Annotated in this window: 22 protein-coding genes; 5 read left to right on the top strand and 17 right to left on the bottom strand. The window is 66.0% G+C overall.

Going from position 1 to position 21,001, the window contains the following annotated elements:
- The first annotated feature begins 20 nt into the window (after positions 1 to 20).
- The 3 genes from IAG41_RS09085 to fliP are packed head-to-tail and all read left to right on the top strand — an operon-like array spanning position 21 to position 1,529.
- Positions 21 to 257, top strand: coding sequence for a FliM/FliN family flagellar motor switch protein (locus IAG41_RS09085; RefSeq protein WP_187728292.1), 237 nt, complete (start codon positions 21 to 23; stop codon positions 255 to 257).
- Between the two features lie 14 nt (positions 258 to 271).
- The gene (locus IAG41_RS09080; protein WP_262408558.1) at positions 272 to 802 is read left to right on the top strand and encodes a flagellar biosynthetic protein FliO; all 531 of its coding nucleotides are present in this window, start codon (positions 272 to 274) and stop codon (positions 800 to 802) included.
- Positions 795 to 1,529: a flagellar type III secretion system pore protein FliP gene (gene fliP / locus IAG41_RS09075; protein ID WP_187728290.1), complete on the top strand. Its 735-nt coding sequence runs from the start codon at positions 795 to 797 to the stop codon at positions 1,527 to 1,529. Before IAG41_RS09080 ends, fliP begins: the two co-directional genes overlap by 8 nt.
- Positions 1,530 to 1,843: 314 nt before the next feature.
- On the opposite strand, the gene IAG41_RS09070 is transcribed toward fliP, so the two are convergent.
- The 15 genes from IAG41_RS09070 to IAG41_RS09000 all read right to left on the bottom strand — a co-directional run bounded on the left by IAG41_RS09070 (position 1,844) and on the right by IAG41_RS09000 (position 14,534).
- The gene (locus tag IAG41_RS09070; protein ID WP_187728289.1) at positions 1,844 to 2,467 is read right to left on the bottom strand and encodes a PilZ domain-containing protein; all 624 of its coding nucleotides are present in this window, start codon (positions 2,465 to 2,467) and stop codon (positions 1,844 to 1,846) included.
- A 70-nt stretch (positions 2,468 to 2,537) separates the two neighbouring features.
- Positions 2,538 to 2,981 carry a hypothetical protein gene (locus IAG41_RS09065; protein WP_187728288.1) on the bottom strand — a complete coding sequence of 148 codons (444 nt, stop codon included), beginning with the start codon at positions 2,979 to 2,981 and terminating at the stop codon, positions 2,538 to 2,540.
- Between the two features lie 12 nt (positions 2,982 to 2,993).
- The gene (locus IAG41_RS09060) at positions 2,994 to 3,833 is read right to left on the bottom strand and encodes a flagellar motor protein MotB (protein ID WP_187728287.1); all 840 of its coding nucleotides are present in this window, start codon (positions 3,831 to 3,833) and stop codon (positions 2,994 to 2,996) included.
- A 1-nt stretch (position 3,834) separates the two neighbouring features.
- A complete protein-coding gene (locus tag IAG41_RS09055) occupies positions 3,835 to 4,170 on the bottom strand; it encodes a hypothetical protein (RefSeq protein ID WP_187728286.1) in 336 nt (111 codons plus the stop codon).
- Positions 4,170 to 4,694: a chemotaxis protein CheD gene (locus tag IAG41_RS09050; RefSeq protein ID WP_187728285.1), complete on the bottom strand. Its 525-nt coding sequence runs from the start codon at positions 4,692 to 4,694 to the stop codon at positions 4,170 to 4,172. Before IAG41_RS09050 ends, IAG41_RS09055 begins: the two co-directional genes overlap by 1 nt.
- Positions 4,694 to 5,083, bottom strand: a complete 390-nt coding sequence (locus IAG41_RS09045; RefSeq protein WP_187728284.1) for a response regulator — start codon at positions 5,081 to 5,083, stop codon at positions 4,694 to 4,696. The genes IAG41_RS09050 and IAG41_RS09045 overlap by 1 nt, the downstream gene beginning before the upstream one ends.
- Positions 5,083 to 6,123: a chemotaxis response regulator protein-glutamate methylesterase gene (locus IAG41_RS09040; RefSeq protein WP_187728283.1), complete on the bottom strand. Its 1,041-nt coding sequence runs from the start codon at positions 6,121 to 6,123 to the stop codon at positions 5,083 to 5,085. The genes IAG41_RS09045 and IAG41_RS09040 overlap by 1 nt, the downstream gene beginning before the upstream one ends.
- Positions 6,123 to 7,001 carry a CheR family methyltransferase gene (locus tag IAG41_RS09035; protein WP_410468077.1) on the bottom strand — a complete coding sequence of 293 codons (879 nt, stop codon included), beginning with the start codon at positions 6,999 to 7,001 and terminating at the stop codon, positions 6,123 to 6,125. Before IAG41_RS09035 ends, IAG41_RS09040 begins: the two co-directional genes overlap by 1 nt.
- Entirely contained in the window at positions 6,998 to 7,495 is a 498-nt protein-coding gene (locus IAG41_RS09030; RefSeq protein ID WP_187728282.1) for a chemotaxis protein CheW, read from the bottom strand. Before IAG41_RS09030 ends, IAG41_RS09035 begins: the two co-directional genes overlap by 4 nt.
- Positions 7,492 to 9,678, bottom strand: a complete 2,187-nt coding sequence (locus IAG41_RS09025; RefSeq protein WP_187728281.1) for a chemotaxis protein CheA — start codon at positions 9,676 to 9,678, stop codon at positions 7,492 to 7,494. The genes IAG41_RS09030 and IAG41_RS09025 overlap by 4 nt, the downstream gene beginning before the upstream one ends.
- Positions 9,675 to 10,040: a response regulator gene (locus IAG41_RS09020; RefSeq protein ID WP_187728280.1), complete on the bottom strand. Its 366-nt coding sequence runs from the start codon at positions 10,038 to 10,040 to the stop codon at positions 9,675 to 9,677. The genes IAG41_RS09025 and IAG41_RS09020 overlap by 4 nt, the downstream gene beginning before the upstream one ends.
- Positions 10,037 to 10,366, bottom strand: a complete 330-nt coding sequence (locus IAG41_RS09015; RefSeq protein ID WP_187728279.1) for an STAS domain-containing protein — start codon at positions 10,364 to 10,366, stop codon at positions 10,037 to 10,039. Before IAG41_RS09015 ends, IAG41_RS09020 begins: the two co-directional genes overlap by 4 nt.
- On the bottom strand, positions 10,341 to 11,225 hold the full coding sequence (gene motA, locus IAG41_RS09010) for a flagellar motor stator protein MotA (protein ID WP_187728278.1): 885 nt from the start codon (positions 11,223 to 11,225) through the stop codon (positions 10,341 to 10,343). The genes IAG41_RS09015 and motA overlap by 26 nt, the downstream gene beginning before the upstream one ends.
- Before the next feature lie 82 nt (positions 11,226 to 11,307).
- Positions 11,308 to 12,123: a class I SAM-dependent methyltransferase gene (locus IAG41_RS09005; protein ID WP_187728277.1), complete on the bottom strand. Its 816-nt coding sequence runs from the start codon at positions 12,121 to 12,123 to the stop codon at positions 11,308 to 11,310.
- Positions 12,120 to 14,534, bottom strand: coding sequence for an HAD family hydrolase (locus IAG41_RS09000; RefSeq protein WP_187728276.1), 2,415 nt, complete (start codon positions 14,532 to 14,534; stop codon positions 12,120 to 12,122). Before IAG41_RS09000 ends, IAG41_RS09005 begins: the two co-directional genes overlap by 4 nt.
- A 112-nt stretch (positions 14,535 to 14,646) precedes the next feature.
- Here IAG41_RS09000 and flaF point away from each other — a divergent pair, with 112 nt between their 5' ends.
- The gene (flaF, locus tag IAG41_RS08995; RefSeq protein ID WP_187728275.1) at positions 14,647 to 15,006 is read left to right on the top strand and encodes a flagellar biosynthesis regulator FlaF; all 360 of its coding nucleotides are present in this window, start codon (positions 14,647 to 14,649) and stop codon (positions 15,004 to 15,006) included.
- 455 nt (positions 15,007 to 15,461) lie between these two features.
- Here the strand turns inward: flaF and IAG41_RS08990 are convergent, their stop codons facing one another.
- Positions 15,462 to 17,279 (bottom strand): methyl-accepting chemotaxis protein, encoded by a 1,818-nt coding sequence (locus tag IAG41_RS08990; protein WP_187728274.1) that lies wholly within the window; start codon positions 17,277 to 17,279, stop codon positions 15,462 to 15,464.
- A gap of 212 nt (positions 17,280 to 17,491) precedes the next feature.
- On the opposite strand from IAG41_RS08990, the gene IAG41_RS08985 reads away from it, so the two are divergent.
- The gene (locus tag IAG41_RS08985; RefSeq protein WP_187728273.1) at positions 17,492 to 18,661 is read left to right on the top strand and encodes a carbohydrate porin; all 1,170 of its coding nucleotides are present in this window, start codon (positions 17,492 to 17,494) and stop codon (positions 18,659 to 18,661) included.
- Positions 18,662 to 18,867: 206 nt separating this feature from the next.
- Here the strand turns inward: IAG41_RS08985 and IAG41_RS08980 are convergent, their stop codons facing one another.
- Positions 18,868 to 20,745: a methyl-accepting chemotaxis protein gene (locus tag IAG41_RS08980; RefSeq protein WP_187728272.1), complete on the bottom strand. Its 1,878-nt coding sequence runs from the start codon at positions 20,743 to 20,745 to the stop codon at positions 18,868 to 18,870.
- Between the last annotated feature and the right edge of the window lie 256 nt (positions 20,746 to 21,001).

Here is a 21,001-nt window from a genome sequence, read left to right as displayed (position 1 = left end):
TCATCCTGAAAGGGAGACGCATGTCCGTACTCGAAGGAATTATGATCGACCTGTCGATCGTGCTGGGATCGGCCGAAGTGCCCATCCGGCAGATCCTGCAGATGAGCCGTGGCGCAATGATCCCGCTCGATTGCGGTCAGGACGATCCCAGCCTTGTCTATGTGAATGGCGAACTGGTGGCGAAGGGCCGCATTCTCGTCGACGGCGAGCGGATGTCGCTCGAAATCTCCGAACTCGTGAAGAAGTCGCGCCACTGATGGATATTCTGTCGATGTTGCGCACCATTGGTGCGCTGGGCCTCGTCCTCGGTATGCTGGGAAGCGCGCTGTGGATCGTGCGCCGCTATGACGTGAAGTTGCCGGGGCGCATTTCGGGCACCGGGCGCAAGCGCGTCGAACTGGTCGAGCGGCTGATGGTGGATGGCAAGCGCTCGGTCGCTTTGATCCGCCGCGACGGCTGCGAGCATCTGATCCTGATCGGCCCCGAGGGCCATGCGACGATCGAGACCGGTATCGTCGCACCGGTGCAGCCGGAGGCGCCTGCCGCCCCCGCGGCGCCGCTGCCGACAATCGAGGCCGATCTCGCCGCGCTCAAGACGAGCGTCAGCTCGAGCTTCAGCAAGCTTGTCGACAAGGCCAGCGTCGCGAAGCTCGTCGACAAATCCAATATCGGCAAGCTCGTCGAGCTGCAGCGCCTGCGCACCCGCCGGCCTGCCGTCGCGCAGCCTTCCAAGCGCACCCGCCGTCCGCGCGACACCGCGCGCTGGAACCGTGCGGCCGTGCGCGAGGCGCTCGATGCGTAAATTGCTGGTGGCTTCGGCCGCCCTGATCCTCGCGCCGATCGCGGCGCACGCGCAAGCGGCGCACGGGACGACGATCACCCTCGGCGGCGACGGGGCGATGTCCGCCCGCGCCATCCAGCTCGTGCTGATGCTGACCGTGCTAAGCCTGGCCCCCGGCCTGCTGATGACCGTCACCAGCTTCACGCGGATCGTGGTGGCGCTGTCGCTGCTGCGCACCGGCATCGGCGCGCCCGGCGTGCCGCCCAACCCGGTGATCATCAGCCTGGCGCTGTTCCTGTCGTTCTTCGTCATGGCGCCGACCTTCGAGAAGGCGTGGAAGGACGGGGTCGATCCCTATACCGCGGGCAAGATCACCGAGACCCAGGCGTTCGAGCGGACCTCCGAACCGTTCCGCCAATTCATGCTGGGGCAGGTGCGCGACAGCGACCTGAAGCTCTTCGCCGATCTGGCGGGCAAGCAGATCCCGACGCGCGCCGAAACGCCGCTGGGTACACTCGCGCCGGCCTTCATGATCTCCGAGCTGCGCCGCGCGTTCGAGATCGGCTTCCTGCTGCTGCTGCCGTTCCTGGTGATCGACCTGGCAGTCGCCGCCGTGCTGATGGCGATGGGCATGATGATGCTGCCGCCGCCGACGATCTCGTTGCCGATGAAGATCATCTTCTTCGTGCTGGTCGATGGCTGGGCACTGGTGGCGGGCTCGCTGGTCAAGAGCTTCGTGACCGGCTGACGGGCCGGGGCTACGCTTGCAATGTAGGATTTGAGAGCCGATCGAGGATCGGCTCTTTCTCAGCGTCGATATCCCGAAAATCCCGTTTTTCGGGAAGGAAGAATTTTCCACATAGCAGGTGTCAACCGTGTCAACCGGATTGACGGGCGCAGCCAGCCCAACGCGTGGATTCTTTTCTTCATCGTCACCCCGGCCGTAGTGCCGGGGTCCGCTTATCCGCCCGCGAACCGCTCAAGGCTCGCACGGTTGGTAGACCCCGGCACAAGGCCGGGGTGACGATAAGGGAAAGGTGGAGCCCCGATAGGGGCTGAACTTCAGCCCTGGGCGACACCGTGGCCAAGCACGGCCGCCAGCTCGTCGTAGGGAACCATGTCCATGAACGCGAGGCCCACGGTCTGGCCCTTGCTCCAGCGCACGGTGCAGCGGCGCGGCTGCAGGCCGGGGATCGTCAGCGTGACAGAGTGATCGAGCTCGCGCTGCTCGCCGAGCTGAACCCGGGCACCGCTCTGCGAGATATTCTCGACCGTGACGTCGATCGGGTGGCCTTCGTTGATGAGGCGCGCGGCGAGGTTGGCTGCGAAGCGCGGCGCGCGCGGCGCCACGACTCGCGCCGCGCTGGCGCTACGTGCCACTGCGAGCACCTGATCGACTTCGATCGGCGCGGTGAACTGGACGCCGGCGCGGCCGGTGCTGCTCCATGCGACCGTGCCCTGGAGGCGCTGGCCGCAACGCAGCTCGACGGCGACCCAATTGCCATAGCCGAGCAGACGCTGGGTCTCGATCAGCATGCCGGTGGCGGAAAGGTTGCGCACGCGGCAGAGTTGTTCGTTGGTACCGTCGCTGACCAGCTTGCCGACGAGCAGAGTCGTGACCGTACGCGGAGCGCGCTTGGCCCAGACGGCCTCTTCGCTGGCTGGATCGGTTTTGACTGCTACCATACTGGCCTCCTTGCCAATGCAGGGATGTCGGTCGCGTAACCCCGCCCATCCGTAATTCTACGACGGAACCTCATGCCGGCGACGCGGCGGTGACTGCCACCTTGCGGATGATCGGCGCGCCGAACGCTTCCTGCGCCGCCTGCAGCACGACCTTGCGGAACACTTCGATATCGGGAAGCATCCCGTCGGGCGCGGCTGCCATCGGTGTGCGATAGGTGCGCATGTTGATCGCGTGGAGGAGCAGCGGCAGGCGCTCGGTGACGAATGCGGACTTGTCCTGCGCCACTTCCAGCTCGACGTCGAACTGGACATAGCCGGCCAGGCGCCCGTCGGCGAAGACGAGCGGCGCCAGGACCTTGCCGGTCGGCACGAAGCTGACCTTCACGTCGTCGGCGGCCTCCCTGGCTTCGGTCTCGTGCCGCGGTCCCAGCGCGAGCATTGTCGCCAACGCCGCACCGCCGCCCAGGCCAAGCCCGGCGAGGAGGACGATCAGCAGGAACAGAATCTTCTTCATCGAATCTGCTCCTCAGAACTTGAAGCTGGAATCGCTGGGCAGGGCCGAGGCCTCGCCCTTCAGGATGATGGATATGCGGCGGTTCTCGGGCCGGTCCGGCTGATCGGCATAGACCGGCTTGGTCGCGCCCATCGCAATCACTTCGGAGAAGCGGTCGGGCGTGACGCCCGAGGCGATCAGCACGGATCGCGCGGCAAGCGCGCGCTGGCCGGAGAGCAGCCAGTTGGCGTCGCTCTGGCCGCCGGTGCCGTCGGTATGGCCCTCGATCGCGATCTGCGCACCCGAAGTGCCGATCTTGCCGGCGACGCGGGCCAGCATCGCGCGGGCATAGGGATTGAGCTCGGCGGTACCGGTGCGGAACATCGATTGCTGATCGGTATCCATCAGCGTGATGCGCACGCCGGCGCGTTCGGCCTGGATATCGACGTTCTTCTTGTTCTGCGGCATCGCATCGAGCGCGACCTTGAGCTCGGCGGCGGTGACGCGCATCGTCGCTGGCACGTCCGCGGTGCCGCCGCGCGAAGCGCCGGCGGTCGCGACCGGCATCGCCGGGGGCGAGCTGGGCGTGCTGGGATCGGTTTCCGAGCGACGGGTCGATCCACCCGCGCCGGGGGAGGTGTTCGAGATCGGCGTCGCCGGCGCGCTGTCGGCGATCGTCGGCGAGAAATATTGCGCCAGACCCTTCAGCCGCTGCTTGTCCGGGTTCGAGATCAACCAGAGCAGCATGAAGAATGCCATCATCGCGGTCACGAAATCGGCATAGGCGACCTTCCAGGCGCCGCCATGGTGGCCGCGGACGACCTTCTTGACCTTCCTGATGACGATCGGGCGCGCGTTCCGAACGGAGGCCATATCAATATCCTCTCAGCGCGGTGCGCAGGCGATCCTGCACGGCACCCAGGCGGACATGGCTGATCGCGGACAGCGAATCCTCCCCGCCGGCGATGCGCTCAAGCAGGTTCACGCACTCGTCGGCATGCTGGATCAGATAGTCGAACGTCTGGAGCTGCTCGAGATAGGAGGCAGCGAAATGCTCGTCGCCGACCAGCACTTCCGCCAGCGCCTCCAGCTTGTCGCGCATCTCGCGGAGCTCGCCAGCCATCACGGCGTGGAGCACGCCCGAGAATGGGTCGTAGCTAGGCACGGGCCGTGCGTCGTGATCATGCGAGGAGATCGGCAGACACGACATCAGAACAGCTCCAGCTCGCCGTCGTTGACGGGTAGGTGAACGGGGACGGCGGCGCGCTCGGGCACGCGCTCGGTGACCTTGGTGCAGCGGCTGCGGCCTTCGTGCGGGAGGAACTCGACCTTGCGCGCCGAGGTGCCACCCAGGTCGCAATGCCCGATGGCGATGCCTTCATCCTCCATGAAGCGCCGGGCGAACGCCGCGTTGGACGAACCGATCGCGCCGAGGCCGGAGATGATGTTGGCGCCGCCATAGAGATGCGCCTGGAGCCGGCTGCGCACCGCGCCCCTGGCCATCATGCCGTTGATCAGCAGCTCCATCGCGTGGACGCCGTAGCGCGACATGTCGCTGGCCGAGACGCGGTGGTCCGCGTTCGGCTCGCCGAGCAGGAAGTGGTTCATGCCGCCCACCCTGGCGACGGGATCGTAGAGGCACGCCGCCACGCAACTGCCGAGCAGCGTCGAGACGACGACATCGGGTTCGGCCACCACCGCATTTTCACCCTGTACGATGGAGACGCGCCGCATCAGCTGAGCTCGCCGAACACGCGCTCGATCTTCTCCTTCAGCGCTGCGGGCGCGAAGGGTTTCACGACATAGTTGTTGACGCCCAAAGCCGCCGCCTTCTGTACGATTTCCTTGTCGGCGGAGCCGGTGAGCATGATGAAGACGGTCTTGCCGATGACGGCGTCGGTCCGCACGGCTTCCAGGAACTGGAGGCCGTCCATCTCGGGCATGTTATAGTCGGAGATGATCAGGTGGACGCGGTCGCTCTTGACCGCGGCCAATGCCTCGGTCGCGCTCGGTTTGTCGCGTACGTCCTTGAACCCCAGATCCTGCAATGCGCGGCGGATCATCGCGCGCATACTGGTCTGGTCGTCGACGACCATCACCTTGATCGCTGCAGCAGCAGGCATCAGACGCTCCCAACCTTACTCGTTTCGCGGCATGCCTTGAGGATCGCCTCTGGCATGGCCGACAGACCAACTTCCTTTTCCACCGCGCCCAGCTCGCAGGCTGCGCGCGGCATGCCCCAGACGACGCAGGTGTCGCGGCTCTGCCCAAGCGTGCGTGCGCCCGCCTGGCGCATCGCCAGCAGCCCCTGCGCGCCGTCCGCGCCCATACCGGTCAGGATCGCCCCGACCGCCGCGGACCCGAGCGGCGCCACCGAGCGGAACAGCACATCGACCGAAGGCCGATGCCCGCCCACCGGGTCGCCCGCGCGCAGCTTGATGCGCCCGTTGACGCCGCCGGAAAGCTCCATGTGCGTCTCGCCCCCAGGAGCAATATAGACGGTTCCCGGCATCACCTGCGCGCCGTCCGTCGCTTCGACGACATTGACGCGGCATTCCCCGTCGAGCCGCGCCGCGAAGCTGCGTGTGAAGCTGGCCGGCATGTGCTGGACGATCAGCACCGGCGGGCAGTCCGCCGGAAGCGAGGGCAGCAGCGAGAACAAGGCCTCGACGCCGCCGGTCGACGATCCTATCGCGATCAGCTTGCCCGTGCCGCCGCCGGCGACGCTGGGCTGGACCGGCAGCCGCTGCGGCCCGGCGCGAGCGATCGAGCGTGCGGCGGTCTTGACCTTCTCGCACAGCAGGGCCGCATCGCGCTCGATATCCTCGGGCGTGCCGCTGGGCTTGGTGACATAGTCGACCGCGCCCAGGCGCAGCGCCTCGATCGTCACTTCGGCGCCACGCGCGGTGAGCGTCGAGCACATCACGACGGGCATCGGACGCAGGCGCATGATGCGCTCGAGGAAGGACAAGCCATCCATCCCCGGCATCTCGACGTCGAGCGTCAGCACGTCGGGGTTGAGCGTCTTGATCATGTCGCGCGCGGCGAAGGGCTCGGGTGCCATGCCGACGACTTCGATCTCAGGATCGGCCGAGAGCATGCGCTTGAGCGTCGCGCGCATCGAAGCGCTGTCGTCGACGATGAGCGTGCGTACCGGTTTCATCAGTGCGTCTCCGGCTTTTGATAGATGGTGTGGCCGCACGAGCGCATGCGCTGTGCCGCCGGGCCGATCAGACGCTCCGAATGACCGATATAGAGATGCGCACCGGGGGCGAGCTGATCGACGAAGCGCTGCTCCAGCTCCTCCTTCGCGGGATCACCGAAATAGATCATCACATTGCGGCAGAAGATCACGTCGTACGCAGCCTTGAGCGGCCAGGGCTCGAACAGGTTGAGCACCTTTGCCGTCACCAGCTCACGCACTTCGTCCGCCATCACCATCCCGCCCGGCGCGGGGCGCATCCAGGTGCTGCGATAGGGCTGGGGAACGCCCTCGACCGCACTATCGGCATAGAAGCCGCGCTTGACCGATTCGACTACATGCGGCGCGATGTCTGTCGCGAGCAGGCGGACGTCCGCATGCCGCAGCCAGATCGCCGAGGTCCGGTCGGGACCCAGCAGGCACATCGCAATCGTATAGACCTCCTCGCCAGACGAGCAGCCCGCCGACCAGATGCGAACCGGGCTCTGCTTGCGCTGGAGCACCGGCAGCACGGTTGCGCGGAAATGATCGAAGTGATGCGGCTCGCGGAAGAAATGCGTGTGGTTGGTGGTGAGCGCTACCACCATCGCATGGCGTTCCTCGGCGTCGCTATGCACCAGCGCGACATAGTCGCTGAAGCGGACCAGGCCATGCTCGCGCAGCCGGCGCGCCAGGCGCGACTGGACGAGCGTGGTCTTCGCCTCGCTCAGCGCGATCCGCGCATCCTCGTGCATGATCTGGGCGATGGCGGCGAAATCGCGGGGCGTGAGCTCCGCATTGTGCGCCGTCATGACCGTCGCGCCGCCGGCGAGCGCCGCGGCGCCCCCGGCGGGGCTCACGCCGCGATGTCCAGATGCTTGGTGAGGCTCAGCGCGTCGAGGTCGAGCAGCAGCACCATCACGCCCTTTTCGTCGCGGGTGCCGTCCTTGGTCCGCGTGGCGATGCGGACCAGGCCGGCGATCACGCTCGTCTCGATCGTCTCGACTTCGGGTGCGGGCTGGATCTCGGTCTCGCCGATGCCGACGATATCGTTGACTTCATCGACCAGGAAGCCCGCCTGCTTGCCGGCGATGTTGACGACCAGGATGCACGAGCGCGAATGCAGCACGCTCGGCTCCCAGCCCAGGCGCTCGGCGAGGCCGACGACCGGGATAACGTTGCCGCGAAGGTTGGTCACGCCCTTGACGAAGCTCGGGACATTCGGGAGCGGAGTCGGCTCGTCCCATTCGCGGATCTCGATGAGCGCGCGCATGTCGATGCCGAACGTCTGCTTGCCCAGCGAGAAAGTGACGATCTTGCGGTCCGAAGCCGTATCGGTCGTGGCGGTGCTCATGCTGCGAGTCCTTTGGGGGTGTAGCGGGAAGGCGAGGCGACGAGCGCCTCGATATCGAGGATCAGCGCGATCGAGCCGTCGCCCAGGATGGTGGCACCGCCCAGCCCGCGGATCGGGTGCAGGTTCTGGTCGAGGCTCTTGATCACGACCTCGCGGCGGTCGTCGATCGTATCGACCACCAGGCCGACATTGCCCGCGGTCTCGCTTTCGACGATGACCACCAGCGAGTCCTCGATGGCGCGATCGTCGTTGAGGCCGAAGATCTCGGTCGCGCGCTTCACCGGCACATATTGGCCACGCATGTCGATCACCTCGGTATCGGGCGAGGTGCGCTTGACCTGGCCGGGCTCGGGCTGGACCGTCTCGAGCACATGGCTGAGCGGCAGCACGAAACGCTGGCCGGCGAGCCGCACGATCATGCCGTCGAGGATGGCGAGCGTCAGCGGCAGAACCATGGTGAAAGTGGTGCCATGGCCGGGGACGGAGGTGATTTCGAGCCGTCCGCCCAGCGCTTCGACGTTCGAGCGCACCACGTCCATGCCGACGCCGCGGCCGGAGATGTTCGAAATCGTATCCGCGGTCGAGAAGCCGGGCGCGCAGATGAGCTGGTCGATCTCTTCGTTGGTGATTTGAGCGTCGGCGGCGATGATGCCCTTCTCGATCGCCTTGGCCTTGACGCGTTCGCGGTTGATGCCGCGGCCGTCGTCCTGGACCCGCACGAAGATGCGTGCGCCTTTCTGCTCGGCGGAGAGCTTGATCGTGCCGGCGGGGTCCTTGCCCGCGGCGATCCGTTCCTCGGCGCTTTCCAGGCCATGGTCCGCGGCGTTGCGTATCATATGGGTGAGGGGGTCGCCGATCTTCTCGATCACACCCTTGTCGACTTCGGTCGTCTCGCCATAGGTCTCGAGGTTGATCGTCTTGCCGGTCTCGACCGAGAGATCGCGCAGCATACGCGGCACGCGGCTGAATGCCTGGCGGATCGGCTGCGCGCGCAGCGACATCACATTGTCCTGGATCTGGCGCGTGAGGCGGGCCAGCTCAGGCAGTTCGACGCGGGTGCGATCCGCCGGCGACAAGCGATCGGCGAGGATCGAGTTGCGGATCACCAGCTCGCCGACCAGGTTGAGCAGCAGATCGAGCTTGCCGAGATCGACGCGGATGGTCTGCGCGGCTTCGCCGGCCGGCTTGGGCGTCGCGGCTGCGGCTTCGGCGACGGTAGGCGAGGCGGCGGCGATCGCGGCGACCACCTTCTCCATGTTCGCGGCGAGATCGTCGAGGTGGACGGTGACCGGCTCGAACAGAATCTCTTCCTCGATCGTCGCCATCACGGGGATGAATTCGGCTTCAGGCGCACTGACCGGCGCCGCGGCGCGCGTGATCTCAATCAGCGAATCCGGGGCGACGAAATCGAAACAGTCGGCGATATCGCCTTCGGACACTTCGCCCGGCATGCTCAGCACCCAGGTGAGATAGGCGTTCTCGGGATCGAGATCGCGCAGCGGCGGAACGGTCGAGACGTCGACGGACTCGATCGTCGCGCCGAGCCCCTCGAGCTCGCGGATGATCAGCAGCGGCTCGCCAGCATTGGCGAGCGCGGCGCGCGACGGCTTGAAGCGGATCGTCCAGCCGGCGGCTTCGGCCGGCTCGGCCGGCGCATCGAAATCGTCGAGCGAGACGAGCACGGGCTTGAAGCCGAACTCATCCTCTTCCTCGGCAACTGGCACTGGGGCCGGGGTCTCCGCCCTCGTCGGGGAAGCGGCAGGGGCAGAGCTGTTGGAACCGTCCGAGTCGGGCGCGCCCTTGTTGGCGAGCACGGCCTCGAGTGCATCGAGTGCGGCCTGGTCGGCCGGGCGCGGGGCGAGGCCCTTGGCTGCCTCGACATGGTCGGCCAGCACGTCGAACGAGCTCAGCATCACCTTGATGACGCCGGCAGACGGAGCGATCTTGCCGCCGCGGACCTCGTCGAGGACGTTTTCGAAACGATGCGCGAAGGCGGTCAGATCGGCATGGCCGAACGCGCCGGCGCCGCCCTTGATCGAATGGACCGCGCGGAACACGCCGGCGATCGTCTCGGCCGAGACGTCACCCGCCTGCATCGCCGAGAGACCCTCTTCGGCGGTCGTCAAGCCTTCGGTGCATTCCTCGAAGAAGATTGCCTGGATATCGTCGAATTCATCGCTCACGGGCAGACGCGGCGGATCGCCGCCCCCAGCTTGGTCGCTTCGAAGGGCTTGGTGATCCAGCCGGTAGCACCGGCCTCGCGTGCGCGGGCCTTCTTCTCGTCCGAGAATTCGGTCGACAGCACCAGGATCGGCGTGCCCTTGAACGCGCCTTCGGCGCGCACCGCCTCGATCAGCTCGAAGCCGTCCATCTTGGGCATGTTGATGTCGGTGATGAGCAGGTCGGGCTTGACCTCGTGCATGCGCTCGAGGCCGTGCTGGCCGTCGTTCGCGCTCTCGATGCGGTAGCCCTGCGCGGTCAGCGACGTCTTCAGGAGCATTCGCATGCTCGCCGAGTCATCGACGGTGAGGATGAGCTTGGTCAAAGGACGTCTCCGGATTCGAGGCCGATCGCGGCTGCGAGGTGGCAGCGGTTCACGCGATCGGTGAAGGCAGGGCTGGGATTGACTATGCGGAAGGCCTGGCCCGCGCTCGTCGCCTCGGCATTCGCCGCGACGAGGAGCTGGAGCACAGCCTGGCCGACGCTCTCGACGTCCGACGCATCGACTTCGATCGCATCGTCGAGATCGGCGGCGAGCACGAGGCGCACGCGCAGATCCTCGGCGGTGACGGTGGTGCCGTGCGCGGGAAGGCGCAGCGAACGATCATCGAGGCCGAACTCGGCGTCAGGCAGTGGCAGGGTTGAGTCCATTCTTCGCCTCGTCGAGTGCATTTTCGAGTTGCTGGAAATTCGGCGCATAGGCCGACGGCGTCATGCGGCGCGCGATCTCGATCGCGACCTGGACCGGTACGTTCTGCGCATAGGCGACGATCGCGGTCTTCACGATCGAGAAGGGCTTGATGTCCGCCTCGATCGTCTCGTTGAGCTTGGCGGCGAGCGGGCCGACTAGGCAGTAGCTGAGCAGCACGCCCAGGAAGGTGCCGACCAGCGCGCCGCCGATCATCGCACCCAGGATCTCGGTCGGCTGGTCGATCGAGCCCATCGTCTTGATCACGCCGAGAACGGCGGCGACGATGCCGATGGCGGGAAGGCCGTCAGCCATGATCTGCAGTGCATGCTGCGGACCGGCTTCCTCGTGATGATGCCGCTCGATATCCGCTTCCATCGCGGTTTCGAGCTGATGCGGATCCTCGAAATTGACCGTCATCATGCGCAGGTAATCGCAGATGAACTCGATGAGCTTTTGGTCCTGCAGCAGTCGCGGATAGGGCTTGAAGAGCTCGCTCTTATCGGGATCGTCGAGATGCGGCTCGAGCGCGGTCGCGCCGCTCTTCTTGAAGGTGCTGAGCACGCCATAGAGCATGGTCAGCAAGTCCCGATAGTCGCTCGCCTTCCAACGCCCGCCCTTGAACGAGCGCATCACCCCGGCGAGCGCCTTCTTCACCGTCGGAAGCGAGTTCGCGACGATGAACGCCCCGACCGAGGCGCCGACAATGGCCATCAATTCGTGCGGCAGGGCGTGCAAGATGATCTCGAACTTGCCGCCCGAGATGATGAAGCTGCCGAAGACGCAGACGATGACGATGAGGAAACCGACGCCGTTCAGCATGGCGATACCGCAGTCTTTCTCTGGTGTTTCCAGAATTATAGGAAGGTTTCGGTGTGTCCGGCGCGTGGCGGCCGCATTTTGGTTAAGCGGCCTCGCGATCCTGCCATTCGATCACCGCGAGATAGTTGCGCAGGCGATTGAGCTCGAGCGACGCGACCAGTTCGTTGTTGTGGTAAGGCTGCACGATATTGGCGACCTTGCCCGCCCAGGGAGCGGAGGCGTCGAACAATATGCCGAGGCCGAATACCGCGGGTACATTGGCAAAGGCGAGCGGGCGCTCCTCGCTGCGGGCACCGTCGATGAAATCCTCGACCGCAGTCAGCACGCCGTTGCGCGGGCCGCCTTCGTGGAGCGCGACCGCGAACTGGCCGGCGCCGCGGAAGCCGCGGCCGGGCAGGGTGCCCTTGTTGCCCAGCGTGACGCCGGCGTCGAAGCTGTGCGGGTGGCGCCATTCCGGCGGAATGCGATCGGGCGCGTAATAGAAGTCGCGGCGGCCGCACGGCCAGCTCACATCGTGGAGGAACGCGAGCAGCGGCTTGCCGTCGCGCTTCGAAAGCTCGTCGGCGATGCGCAGCTCGTTGAACACGGTGTAGTAATTATGATCGCCGTCGATGACCCAGGCGTCGATGTCGCACAGGCCGGGCATCGCCTCCAGGCTGGGCGCCGGGATGTGGCGCACGGCGGGCGTGGCGTTGACCCAGTCGATGAACTCGCGCTTCGGCGCGGGATCGATGCTGGTCAGGCTGCCGCCGGTCGCCTGGGCATAGGCGGCAAGCTGCTGCGAGGTGCCACCGAATTCAGCGCCGACCTCGGCGATGTGGTGGACGCCGGCAGCATGCAGGCTGCCGAGGATGATGTCCGAGAATTCGGTCATCGAATGGATGAGGAGGTTGGTCACGAATTGGCTCCCATGGTTTCGGTAAAGCGGGCGGCGGCAGGCGCCTGGACGGTCTCGCGCGGTGCGATCGGGCGGAAGACCACCGCCAGCATCATCGGCTCGTCATGTTGGCGTTGCGGCGGAGGGACCATCATGAACGCGCCTTCGTCCGCGCAGCGGAAGAGATGGGGAGCGGTCTGCTCCATGCCTTCGAGCGAGGGCCGTGCTTCGACCTCGTCCAGGCCCGGCCGCTGCTTGTCGCTGAGGAAGCGCTTGACCGGCATGAACACGGCGCTGTCGACCTGTAGCCATTCATAGAGGCGACCGAACTGGATGCCGATCGAGAAGCGGCAATCGCCGATCGGGATCGGAGCGAGATAATAGCCGTCATGCGTCGGCGTCGCGGTGACATTGCCGGTCGAAACGTTGCGCCCGTCGGCGATGATCACCGGCAGCGAAATCGACTGATCGATGAAATCGGCATATTTGAGCGCCAGCCCGAAACGCTTGCTCGCAAGCAGCGCCAGCTTGAGCGACAGGCCCTCGCCGTGCAGCTCCGCCGGGAGATACATCCGCTCGGAGCCCTTCATGTAGAACAGGCCGCGCTGGCGCAAACCGCGCTTGGCGATGTCGGCATCGAACAATGCGACGGTATCGTCGACGCCCAGGTTCACGTCGTGCTCGAACTCGGCAAGCACAGCCAGTTCCTGTGGCATCGGAATGAACATGAGGCGGCCGAGCACCGCTGCGGCACCGCGGCGCCACATCGTCGCTTCATCGGGCACGGCGTGGCGGACGAAGACGCTGCGCTCCTCGCGGACGAAGCGGATGCAGCCCTGCTGGACGCGGTCGCGGATCGCGCTCTGGCGCGACTTGATGCTGTTGCCGCGGCGGATCGGCTCGCCTTCACGGCTATAATCGACCACCGAGCCCTGCGCCGCGGTGCAGAGCTGCTCGAGCACCGCGACGTTGCTGCACAGCGATTCCAGCGTGTAGGCGTCGTAATGTTCGGGACCGAGAAAGCCGCTTTTGTCGAAGCCGGTGAGCGACTGTTCGCGCAGCAGCAGGTAGCGGCCCGCGACATGGACGTTCAGCGCCTCGGACAGCTGCCGGTCGATATCGTTCTGGACCGAACCGTTATAGCCCAGATCGACGAGCATCAGCGTGTCGCCCTTGGCCGGGTTCACGCTGGCGCGGATATGCGCGATCATCCGCTCGGCAAAGCCCTCGGCGTTCTTTATGATCCGCCGCATCCGGGCCGGGTTGCGGATCGCGCGCAGGAAGGCGGCAGGGCGACCCGTGGCGGGCAGCTCGCGGAGGATCGTCGCGACTTCGGTCTTGGGCAGGAGCAGCTGGTTGGCCAGTGCCTTCAGGTCGCCCATGATCTCAAGCTGGAGATAGCGTTCGATCGCCGCTTCGCTCGTCAGCGACGCGGCAGTGGCGGTGAAGCGGCTGATCTCGATCGCATGAGCCGAGACGTGCGCGCCGGTGGCCTGGTGCACCAGCATTGGCAGATGGCCATCGCGCATCAGGAACAGATAATGGACGTTGCCGCCGCGCTCTGCCTGAAGCGCCCGCGCTTCGGCGGCGAGCCAGCGCTCGAAGCCGCCGAGCACCGGGCCCAGCGTCGAAAAGCCGAAGCGTTCGGCGGGATCGGTGATCCTCGGTTCGATCGCGGAAAGCGATGCGCGATGCGGCTGATGCGTGGTCGCGATCTCCGCCGGCGTCGGATCGAGCATCGCGCTGACCGCGGCCTCGAGGCGCAGGCGCTGCTCGGCCATGTCGTCGAACTGCTTCAGGTGCAGCGTGTTGACGCCGAACGGGGCGACGCCCTCGACATCGGCCTTCTTGTTGTCGCCGATATGGAGAATGTCGCGCGGGGCGACGTTCAATTCCTTGAGCACGAGCTCGTACAGGCCTTCGCCCTTCGAGCGGCCGTAGAAGGACGAGCAGAAGATGCGATGGATCATCCCCGCGACTTCCTCGCCCGCGGAAGCGGCGATCAACCCGCGCAGCTGGTCGGCGTCGAGATAGGTGTCACTGACGATGATGACGCCCATGCCGCGGCGATGCGCTTCGCGCATCAGTTCGACGGCGGGGGCGAAGGCGAAACAGTGGCTCGCCTCGGCGTCGAGCTCGTTCTGCACGGCGGCGGCACGCTCTTCCGCGGTGCCGTTGGGCAACAGCTCGGCATAGATCTCGGCGATGTGCACTTCGTTCTGCAGGCGGCGGACCGCCGAGGCGCTCCGCGCGCGCAGCTCGGCCCATTGGCGCTGCGGCACGGTGACATTGGGGAGCGCGCCGAACAGGTCGCGCGGCGCGTGCGTGTCGCGCCACAGCAAGGTGTCGAAGCAATCGAGCGAGAGCAGCTTCAGCGGACCGCGGCCATCGAGCGCGGACGGCAAAGCGTGCGGAAGGATCGTGTCGGCCAATGCAGTTTCCCTGGAACGTGCGCCGCATCGGTGGGCGCATGAATCTTATAGGATGGTCGCAGCCGCTCGCGGCGAAATCGTTCTAGAATGGAGGACAAGCAAAGGAGCCAGAATGACTCTCTCCGCCTATCAAGCGGCCCGCAGCCGGGCCGAGACCCCGCGCTCGGCCGAGTTCCGGCTGATGAGCGAAATCACCGGCGAGATGATCGCCGCCCAGGACGCCGGGCTGAAGGGCGCGATGCTGATGCCCGCGCTATACCGCAACCGGCAGATGTGGTCGGCCTTCGTCACCGATTGCGGCGCCACCGGCAACGGACTGCCCGTGCCGCTGCGCGCGCAGATCATCTCGCTCGGCCTGTGGGTCGATCGCTTCACTAGCGACGTGATCGCCAGCCGTGAATCGATCGCCGAGTTGATCTCGCTCAACCGCACGATCATGGACGGCCTGCGCGCCGAACGCCTCGCCGCCTAAATCGATACATACCGACCCAAGAGAAAGGGCGCCGCGAGACGATCGCGGCGCCCTTTCTCGTTTGAGCCGTCAACGCAGGCGCTAGAAGGCGCTAGCGGAGTTCAGTCCTCTTCACCGAAAATGCTCGGCTCCAGGTCCATGGTTGCCCCTTGCAGTCGATCCGTGGCGCAATTGGGGTGCGCATAGAATGATTGCGTGCCGCCATTCCGCCGCCACAAGCTTTGGACGGTTATCATGACCGCGCTTGCATCGGCTCGCACGATATTCTGTCCACAGAACCAGCATTGATATTCGGTCATGCCCGCTATGGTGGCTCGTTCACAACCCCGGCGCAACTTCGGCTTTCCACCACGAGCGTCACCGCATTCCGGTTACGCTTACCAGCGGGAGCCGCAAAAAAGGGCGCCGCGATTGTCTCGCGGCGCCCTTTCAGTGCGAGCCGAACGCGGTAGCTGTCAGAACGATGCCCAGTCGCCCGAGCCACTGCCGTTCGCCATCGCGGCGACGGGCAGGGCCTTGACCGGCGAGACATAGCCGGACGCCTTGGCCGGACGCGCGACGGGCTTGGCCTGCGCGCCGGTGCGGAACCGGGCGGCCTGGTCGGCGAGCGCCGAGACTTCCGAGGTCAGGTTGCGCGCAGCGGCGGAGGTCTGCTCGACCATCGCGGCATTCTGCTGGGTGGACTGGTCCATCGTGCCGATCGCGGCGCTGATCTGGGTGATCGCGGTCGACTGGGCCTGATTGTCGGCCGCCATCTGACCGAGCAGCTGATGGACTTCGCCGACATCGCTCGAGATGTTGACCAATGCGCTGTCGACCTTCTCGACCATCTGTACGGCAGCGGCGATATCGGTCTGGGTGGCGGTCAGCTGGTCGCGGGCGCGTCCCGCTTCCTCCTCGGCGCGCATCGCGAGCGCGGAGACGAGATCGGCGACCACCGCGAAGCCACGACCGGCCTCGCCGGCGCGGCCTGCCTCGACCGCGGCGTTCATCGCGAGAACGCGTGTCTGGAAGGCGATCTTGTCGAGACCTTCGATGACGCTGTCGATGCCCTTGGCGCTCTCGGCGACGCGCGTCATCGCCTGGACCGCCTCGTCGGCGATGTCGCGGCCCCCCGAGACGGTGGCGATTGCGCCATCGGCGCGCTCCACCGTCCGCGACGCGGCGGCGGCAGTGGCCTTGAGGCGGCCGTCCATCTGCGTGACGGCGGCCGAAGTCTCTTCCAGACTGGCGGCATTACCTTCGGTGCGGCGGGCGAGATCCTCCGAAGCCTGGGCGATCTCGCCCGAGCCGGTACGGATGCTCGCGGCGCTCTCGGTCACCGAACCGATCAGGCTGCGAAGGCTGGTCATCGCTTCGTTGAAGTTGGTCTTGAGCTGGGCGAAGGGCGGCTGGAGATCGGCGGTCACCTGGGCGGTGAGGTCGCCGTCGGCAAGCGCGGTGAGGCCCGAACCCAGGCTTGCGACGATGAGCTGGGCCTGAGCCTGCTTCGCCTGTTCGGCAGCGTGGAGCTGATCGCGGAACGCGACCATCGCCTTGGCCATGTCGCCAAGCTCGTCGCCGCGATCGGTGCCGGTCACTTCGGCCGTCAGATCGCCGGCGCCCAACTTGCGCATCGTTCCCGCGAGCGAGACGAGCGGAAGCACGACGCGACTGCGGACCGCCATGATCAGCGCGACGCAGGCGCCCATGCCCGCGGCCAGCGTGAGGACGAGCAGCAGAATGGCGTAGCGGCCGATCGCAGTGGCCGCGCTCGAAGTCTCCTTCGCATGGGCCTCGATCGCGTCCGACGCATCGGCCATCGACTTTTCGAGGGTGTGGAACTGGTCGAAAAAGGCGGGCATGTCCCTGTCGGCAGCCGCGGGATCGGCTTTGACCTTGGCCAGGATCTTGCGTCCCGCGTCCGCATAGGCGGCCATCGGTTCGAGCAGCTTCGACGTGACAGCCGAGACGTCTTCCGAGCCCTTATAAGCACCATCGGCAGCGATATGCTCGCGCAGCGTGTCAAGATGTTCAGCGAAGTCCTTTTCGACATCGTCCATCTTGATGCCGCTGTTCGGATCCTGCGCCTTGAACGCCGCGAGCACGTCGGCGCGGATGGCGTCATGCATCATGTCGGCGACCTGGTGGTTGGCGAGGAGCGTGGATGCCGCGCTCTGGCGTTCCAGGCCGAGCCCCTGCTGCCAGGCGGCGCCGATGCCCGTTACGCCGCAGAGCAACATGAGCCCGAGCAGGATTGCGCCGGCGATCTTTGAGGCGCGTTCGAGAGACATGCCGCTTTCGACTTGGAAGGAAGGTCGCATCCGATTCGATTCCCTGAGTGACTGTTCCACCCGCCGCGGCATGCGGCCGGTGACAGTGAATTATAGGATCGAATCTACCTTATGTTCGTGGCCGTGCAGAAACGGCGTTGTCCGAGCCGGGAAATGTTACGGACATCCTATAATATCCACGGGGATCGCCAACAGGCCACGGAACATCGGCAATGCAATCGATACGTTTTTCTTTGATCGCCGTGAGCGCCTTGACCGCCGCTCCCGCATGCGCGCAGGAAGCCTCGGAACGCTCCGTTGCGGTCGGCGGTCGCTATGTAGCCGACACCGTCATCGTGGCGCAGGGCGAGGAGTCGCGCTCGTTCGTCCTGCATGACGTCGAGATGACCGCCGAAGCCGACCTGCAGAAGCTGATCGGCGTGAAGGGCCTCAGTGCAGGCGGACACCTGCTCGCCAACTTCGGCGGCAAGCCCAACGATGCGGCGGGGACGCTCCAAGGCATCAACAACATCGAGGTCGGCTCCGCGCGCGCCAAGCTCTACGAAGCCTGGGTCCAGCAGGCGTTCGCCGCCAGCCGCGCGTCGATCCGCCTCGGCCTCACCGATCTCAACGCGGATTTCTATCAGAATGATTCGGCCGGGCTGCTCATCGCGCCGCCCTTTGGCATCGGATCGGAGCTGGCGGCGACGGGCCCCAATGGCCCGTCGATCTTCCCCTCCACCGCGCTCACCGCGCGGCTGAGCGTCGATGTGGGTGCGCACGGCTACGTCCGCGCCGCGGTGGTGGACGCCAAGTCCGGCGTGCTCGGTGATCCCACGGGGATCGATTTCCGCTTTCGCGACGGCGTGCTGCTGATTGGCGAGGCGGGGACGACGTGGGGCGGCAAGCTCGCGCTCGGCGCGTGGCGCTACAGCCAGCGTCAGGACGATGTCCATGCGCTCACCGCCGCCGGCGATCCCGTGCAGCGCATCGCCCAGGGTGCCTATGTACTGATCGACCAGCAGGTCGCGGGCGATGAAGAGGCGGGGACGCATCTCTTCGCACGCATCGGCCTGTCGGAAGGCAAGACCACGCCGTTCCGCGGTGGCTTCCAGGCCGGTGTACTAGTCACCGGCTTGGTGCCCGGCCGGCCCGACAGCCAGGTGTCGTTCGGCGTCGAGCATGGCCTGTTGTCGCATGGATTCAGCGGCAATCTGCTCGATGAGGGTTTTTCGGCGGCCGACGGCGAGACCGGCATCGAGCTGACCTATCAGGACAAGCTTGCGTCGTTCCTGAGCATCCAGCCCGACATCCAGTATATCCGCCGCGCCTATTCGGATGGCCATGGCCGCGATACGCTGGTGACTGGGCTGCGGCTGATCGCGGCGTTCGGCGACGACTGAGCCTCAGCCGACGCCAACAAAGAAAGGGCGCCGTGGCCACAAGCCACGGCGCCCTTTCTTTGTCCCGGAGATGCGCGGCGCAGGGCACGCGAGCCGATCGCTGGGACGGTGCGCAGCGGAATATCCCAGCGCAAGTTGCAGCTACAATGAAAAGCGGGCGCCCCGGCCTCGCCGCGACGCCCGCCATTTCGAACGCGGATCCGTGCCTAGAACGAGGTCCAGTCGTCGTGCGCGGCGCCGTTGCCGTTGGCGATCGCCGGTACCGGCAGCGCCTTGACCGGCGAGACATAGCCCTTCGGCTTGGTGACCACCGCCTTGGCGGCGGGCGCCACGGCGCGGACACTGGCGCGGGGACGCTCGTTGCCGATCGTGAACCTTGCCGCCTGATCGGCGAGCGAGGTCACTTCGGCACTGAGGTTGCGCGCGGCGGCGGAGGTTTCCTCCACCATCGCGGCATTCTGCTGGGTCGACTGGTCCATCGTGCCGATCGCGGCGCTGATCTGGGTGATCGCGGTCGACTGGGCCTGGTTGTCGGCCGCCATCTGGCCGAGCAGGCTGTGCACCTCGCCGACATCGCTCGAGATATTGGCGAGCGCGCTGTCGACCTTCTCGACCATCTGTACGGCAGCGACGATGTCGGTCTGTGTGGCGGTCAGCTGGTCGCGGGCGCGGCCGGCTTCCTCTTCCGCCCGCATCGCGAGGGCGGAGACGAGATCGGCGACGACCGCGAAGCCGCGGCCCGCTTCGCCCGCACGGCCGGCCTCGACCGCGGCGTTCATCGCGAGAACGCGCGTCTGGAAGGCGATCTTGTCGAGGCCCTCGATGACGCTGTCGATGCCCTTGGCGCTGTCCGCGACGCGCGTCATCGCCTGTACCGCCTCGTCGGCAATGCTGCGACCGCCCGCGACGGTAGCGATCGCGCCATCAGCGCGCTCCACGGTCCGCGAGGCCGACGCCGCGGTCGCCTTGAGGCGGCCGTCCATCTGCGTCACCGCAGCCGAAGTCTCTTCCAGACTGGCGGCATTACCTTCGGTGCGGCGGGCGAGGTCCTCGGACGCCTGGGCGATCTCGCCCGAACCGACCCGGATCGTCGCGGTCGATTCCATCACCGAGCCGATCAGGCTGCGCAGGCTCTCGATCGCTTCGTTGAAGTTGGTCTTGAGCTCGGCATAGGCGGTTGGGAAGTCGGTCTTGATCTGCGCGGTGAGGTCGCCCTGGGTCAGCGATAACAGGCTGTCGCGCAGGCTGGAGGTCACGACCTTCTGCTCGGCGGCCGAGCGGGCGTCGGTTTCGGCGCGCGCGATCGCAGCGACGCGGAACTGCTCGACGGCGATTGCGATCTTGCCGAGCTCGTCCTTGCGGTCGCGATAGGGGACCTCGGCCTTGCCGCCTTCCGCCAGCGCGGTGGTGACGCCGGTCAGGTTGGCCATTGGCTTGGCGACGGTGCTGTTGATGACGAACCACACGAACAGCAATCCGGCGATCGAGGAACCCACGAGCAGGATCGACAGCAGGATGGTCTGGCCGGCATAGGCGTCGGCGGCCGCATCGGCGGCATGCGCGCGATCGCGTGACTTCTGCAGCAGCTCTTCGATCTGGTCGATCGCCGTACGCGATACCTTCTTGCCATCGCCCTTGATGAGCGCGAGCGTGCCATCGGCGTCACCCGCCCTCTTGAGTTCGAACGTCTTTTCGTTGATCGAGATCAGGGACTGTACCTGCTCGCTCAGCTTCCCGACCTCTGGAGCGAACTCCTCGCCGGCGATGGGCTTGTAGGCTGCGAGATCGTCGAGGAACGCCTTGTTCGCCTTGACCGCGCGCTCCTCTAGCGACGCAATGTCCTTCGGATCATGGGCGCTGTAATAGCTGTAGACGATGATCCGCAGTTCTTTCACGTCGCTCAGCAGATCGGCGAGGCCGGACATGCCGGCGACGCTCTGATCGACATGCTGCGAAGCGATGGCGCTGAGCCTGGTATTCGAGACGTAGCCGTTTATCCCCAGCGCCGCGATCAGCGCGCCGAGAAAGGCGAAAGCGACCAGCATTTTCTTTGCCAATCGCCAGTTGTTGATGAATGCGAGCATGTGCGAGTCCATTTGATCGGGCGCACGCGAGCACGCCGCGGATTATAACAGGCTCCGGCGGAGCGGAACTCGTACATTATAGGATGGTAACCGAAGCGCTGACCGCCGGCGGCGCCGAAAAAGCCAGCCTTTTCAGCCAATAGCTTTTTCAAAAACCCGGCATCGGAGCCAATTACTTAAGCGGCGCGATCCGGTCGGTCGCGGGTTTGTTTCTATAAGGAGTGGGATATTTACCCCGCCGGAGCTCGCCGTGACG

The organism is Sphingomonas sp. JC676 (assembly GCF_014489075.1).
Classification (GTDB): Bacteria; Pseudomonadota; Alphaproteobacteria; order Sphingomonadales; family Sphingomonadaceae; genus Sphingomonas.
Note: the sequence above shows the minus strand (reverse complement) of the source record. Positions and strands in the feature narration are given on the sequence as shown.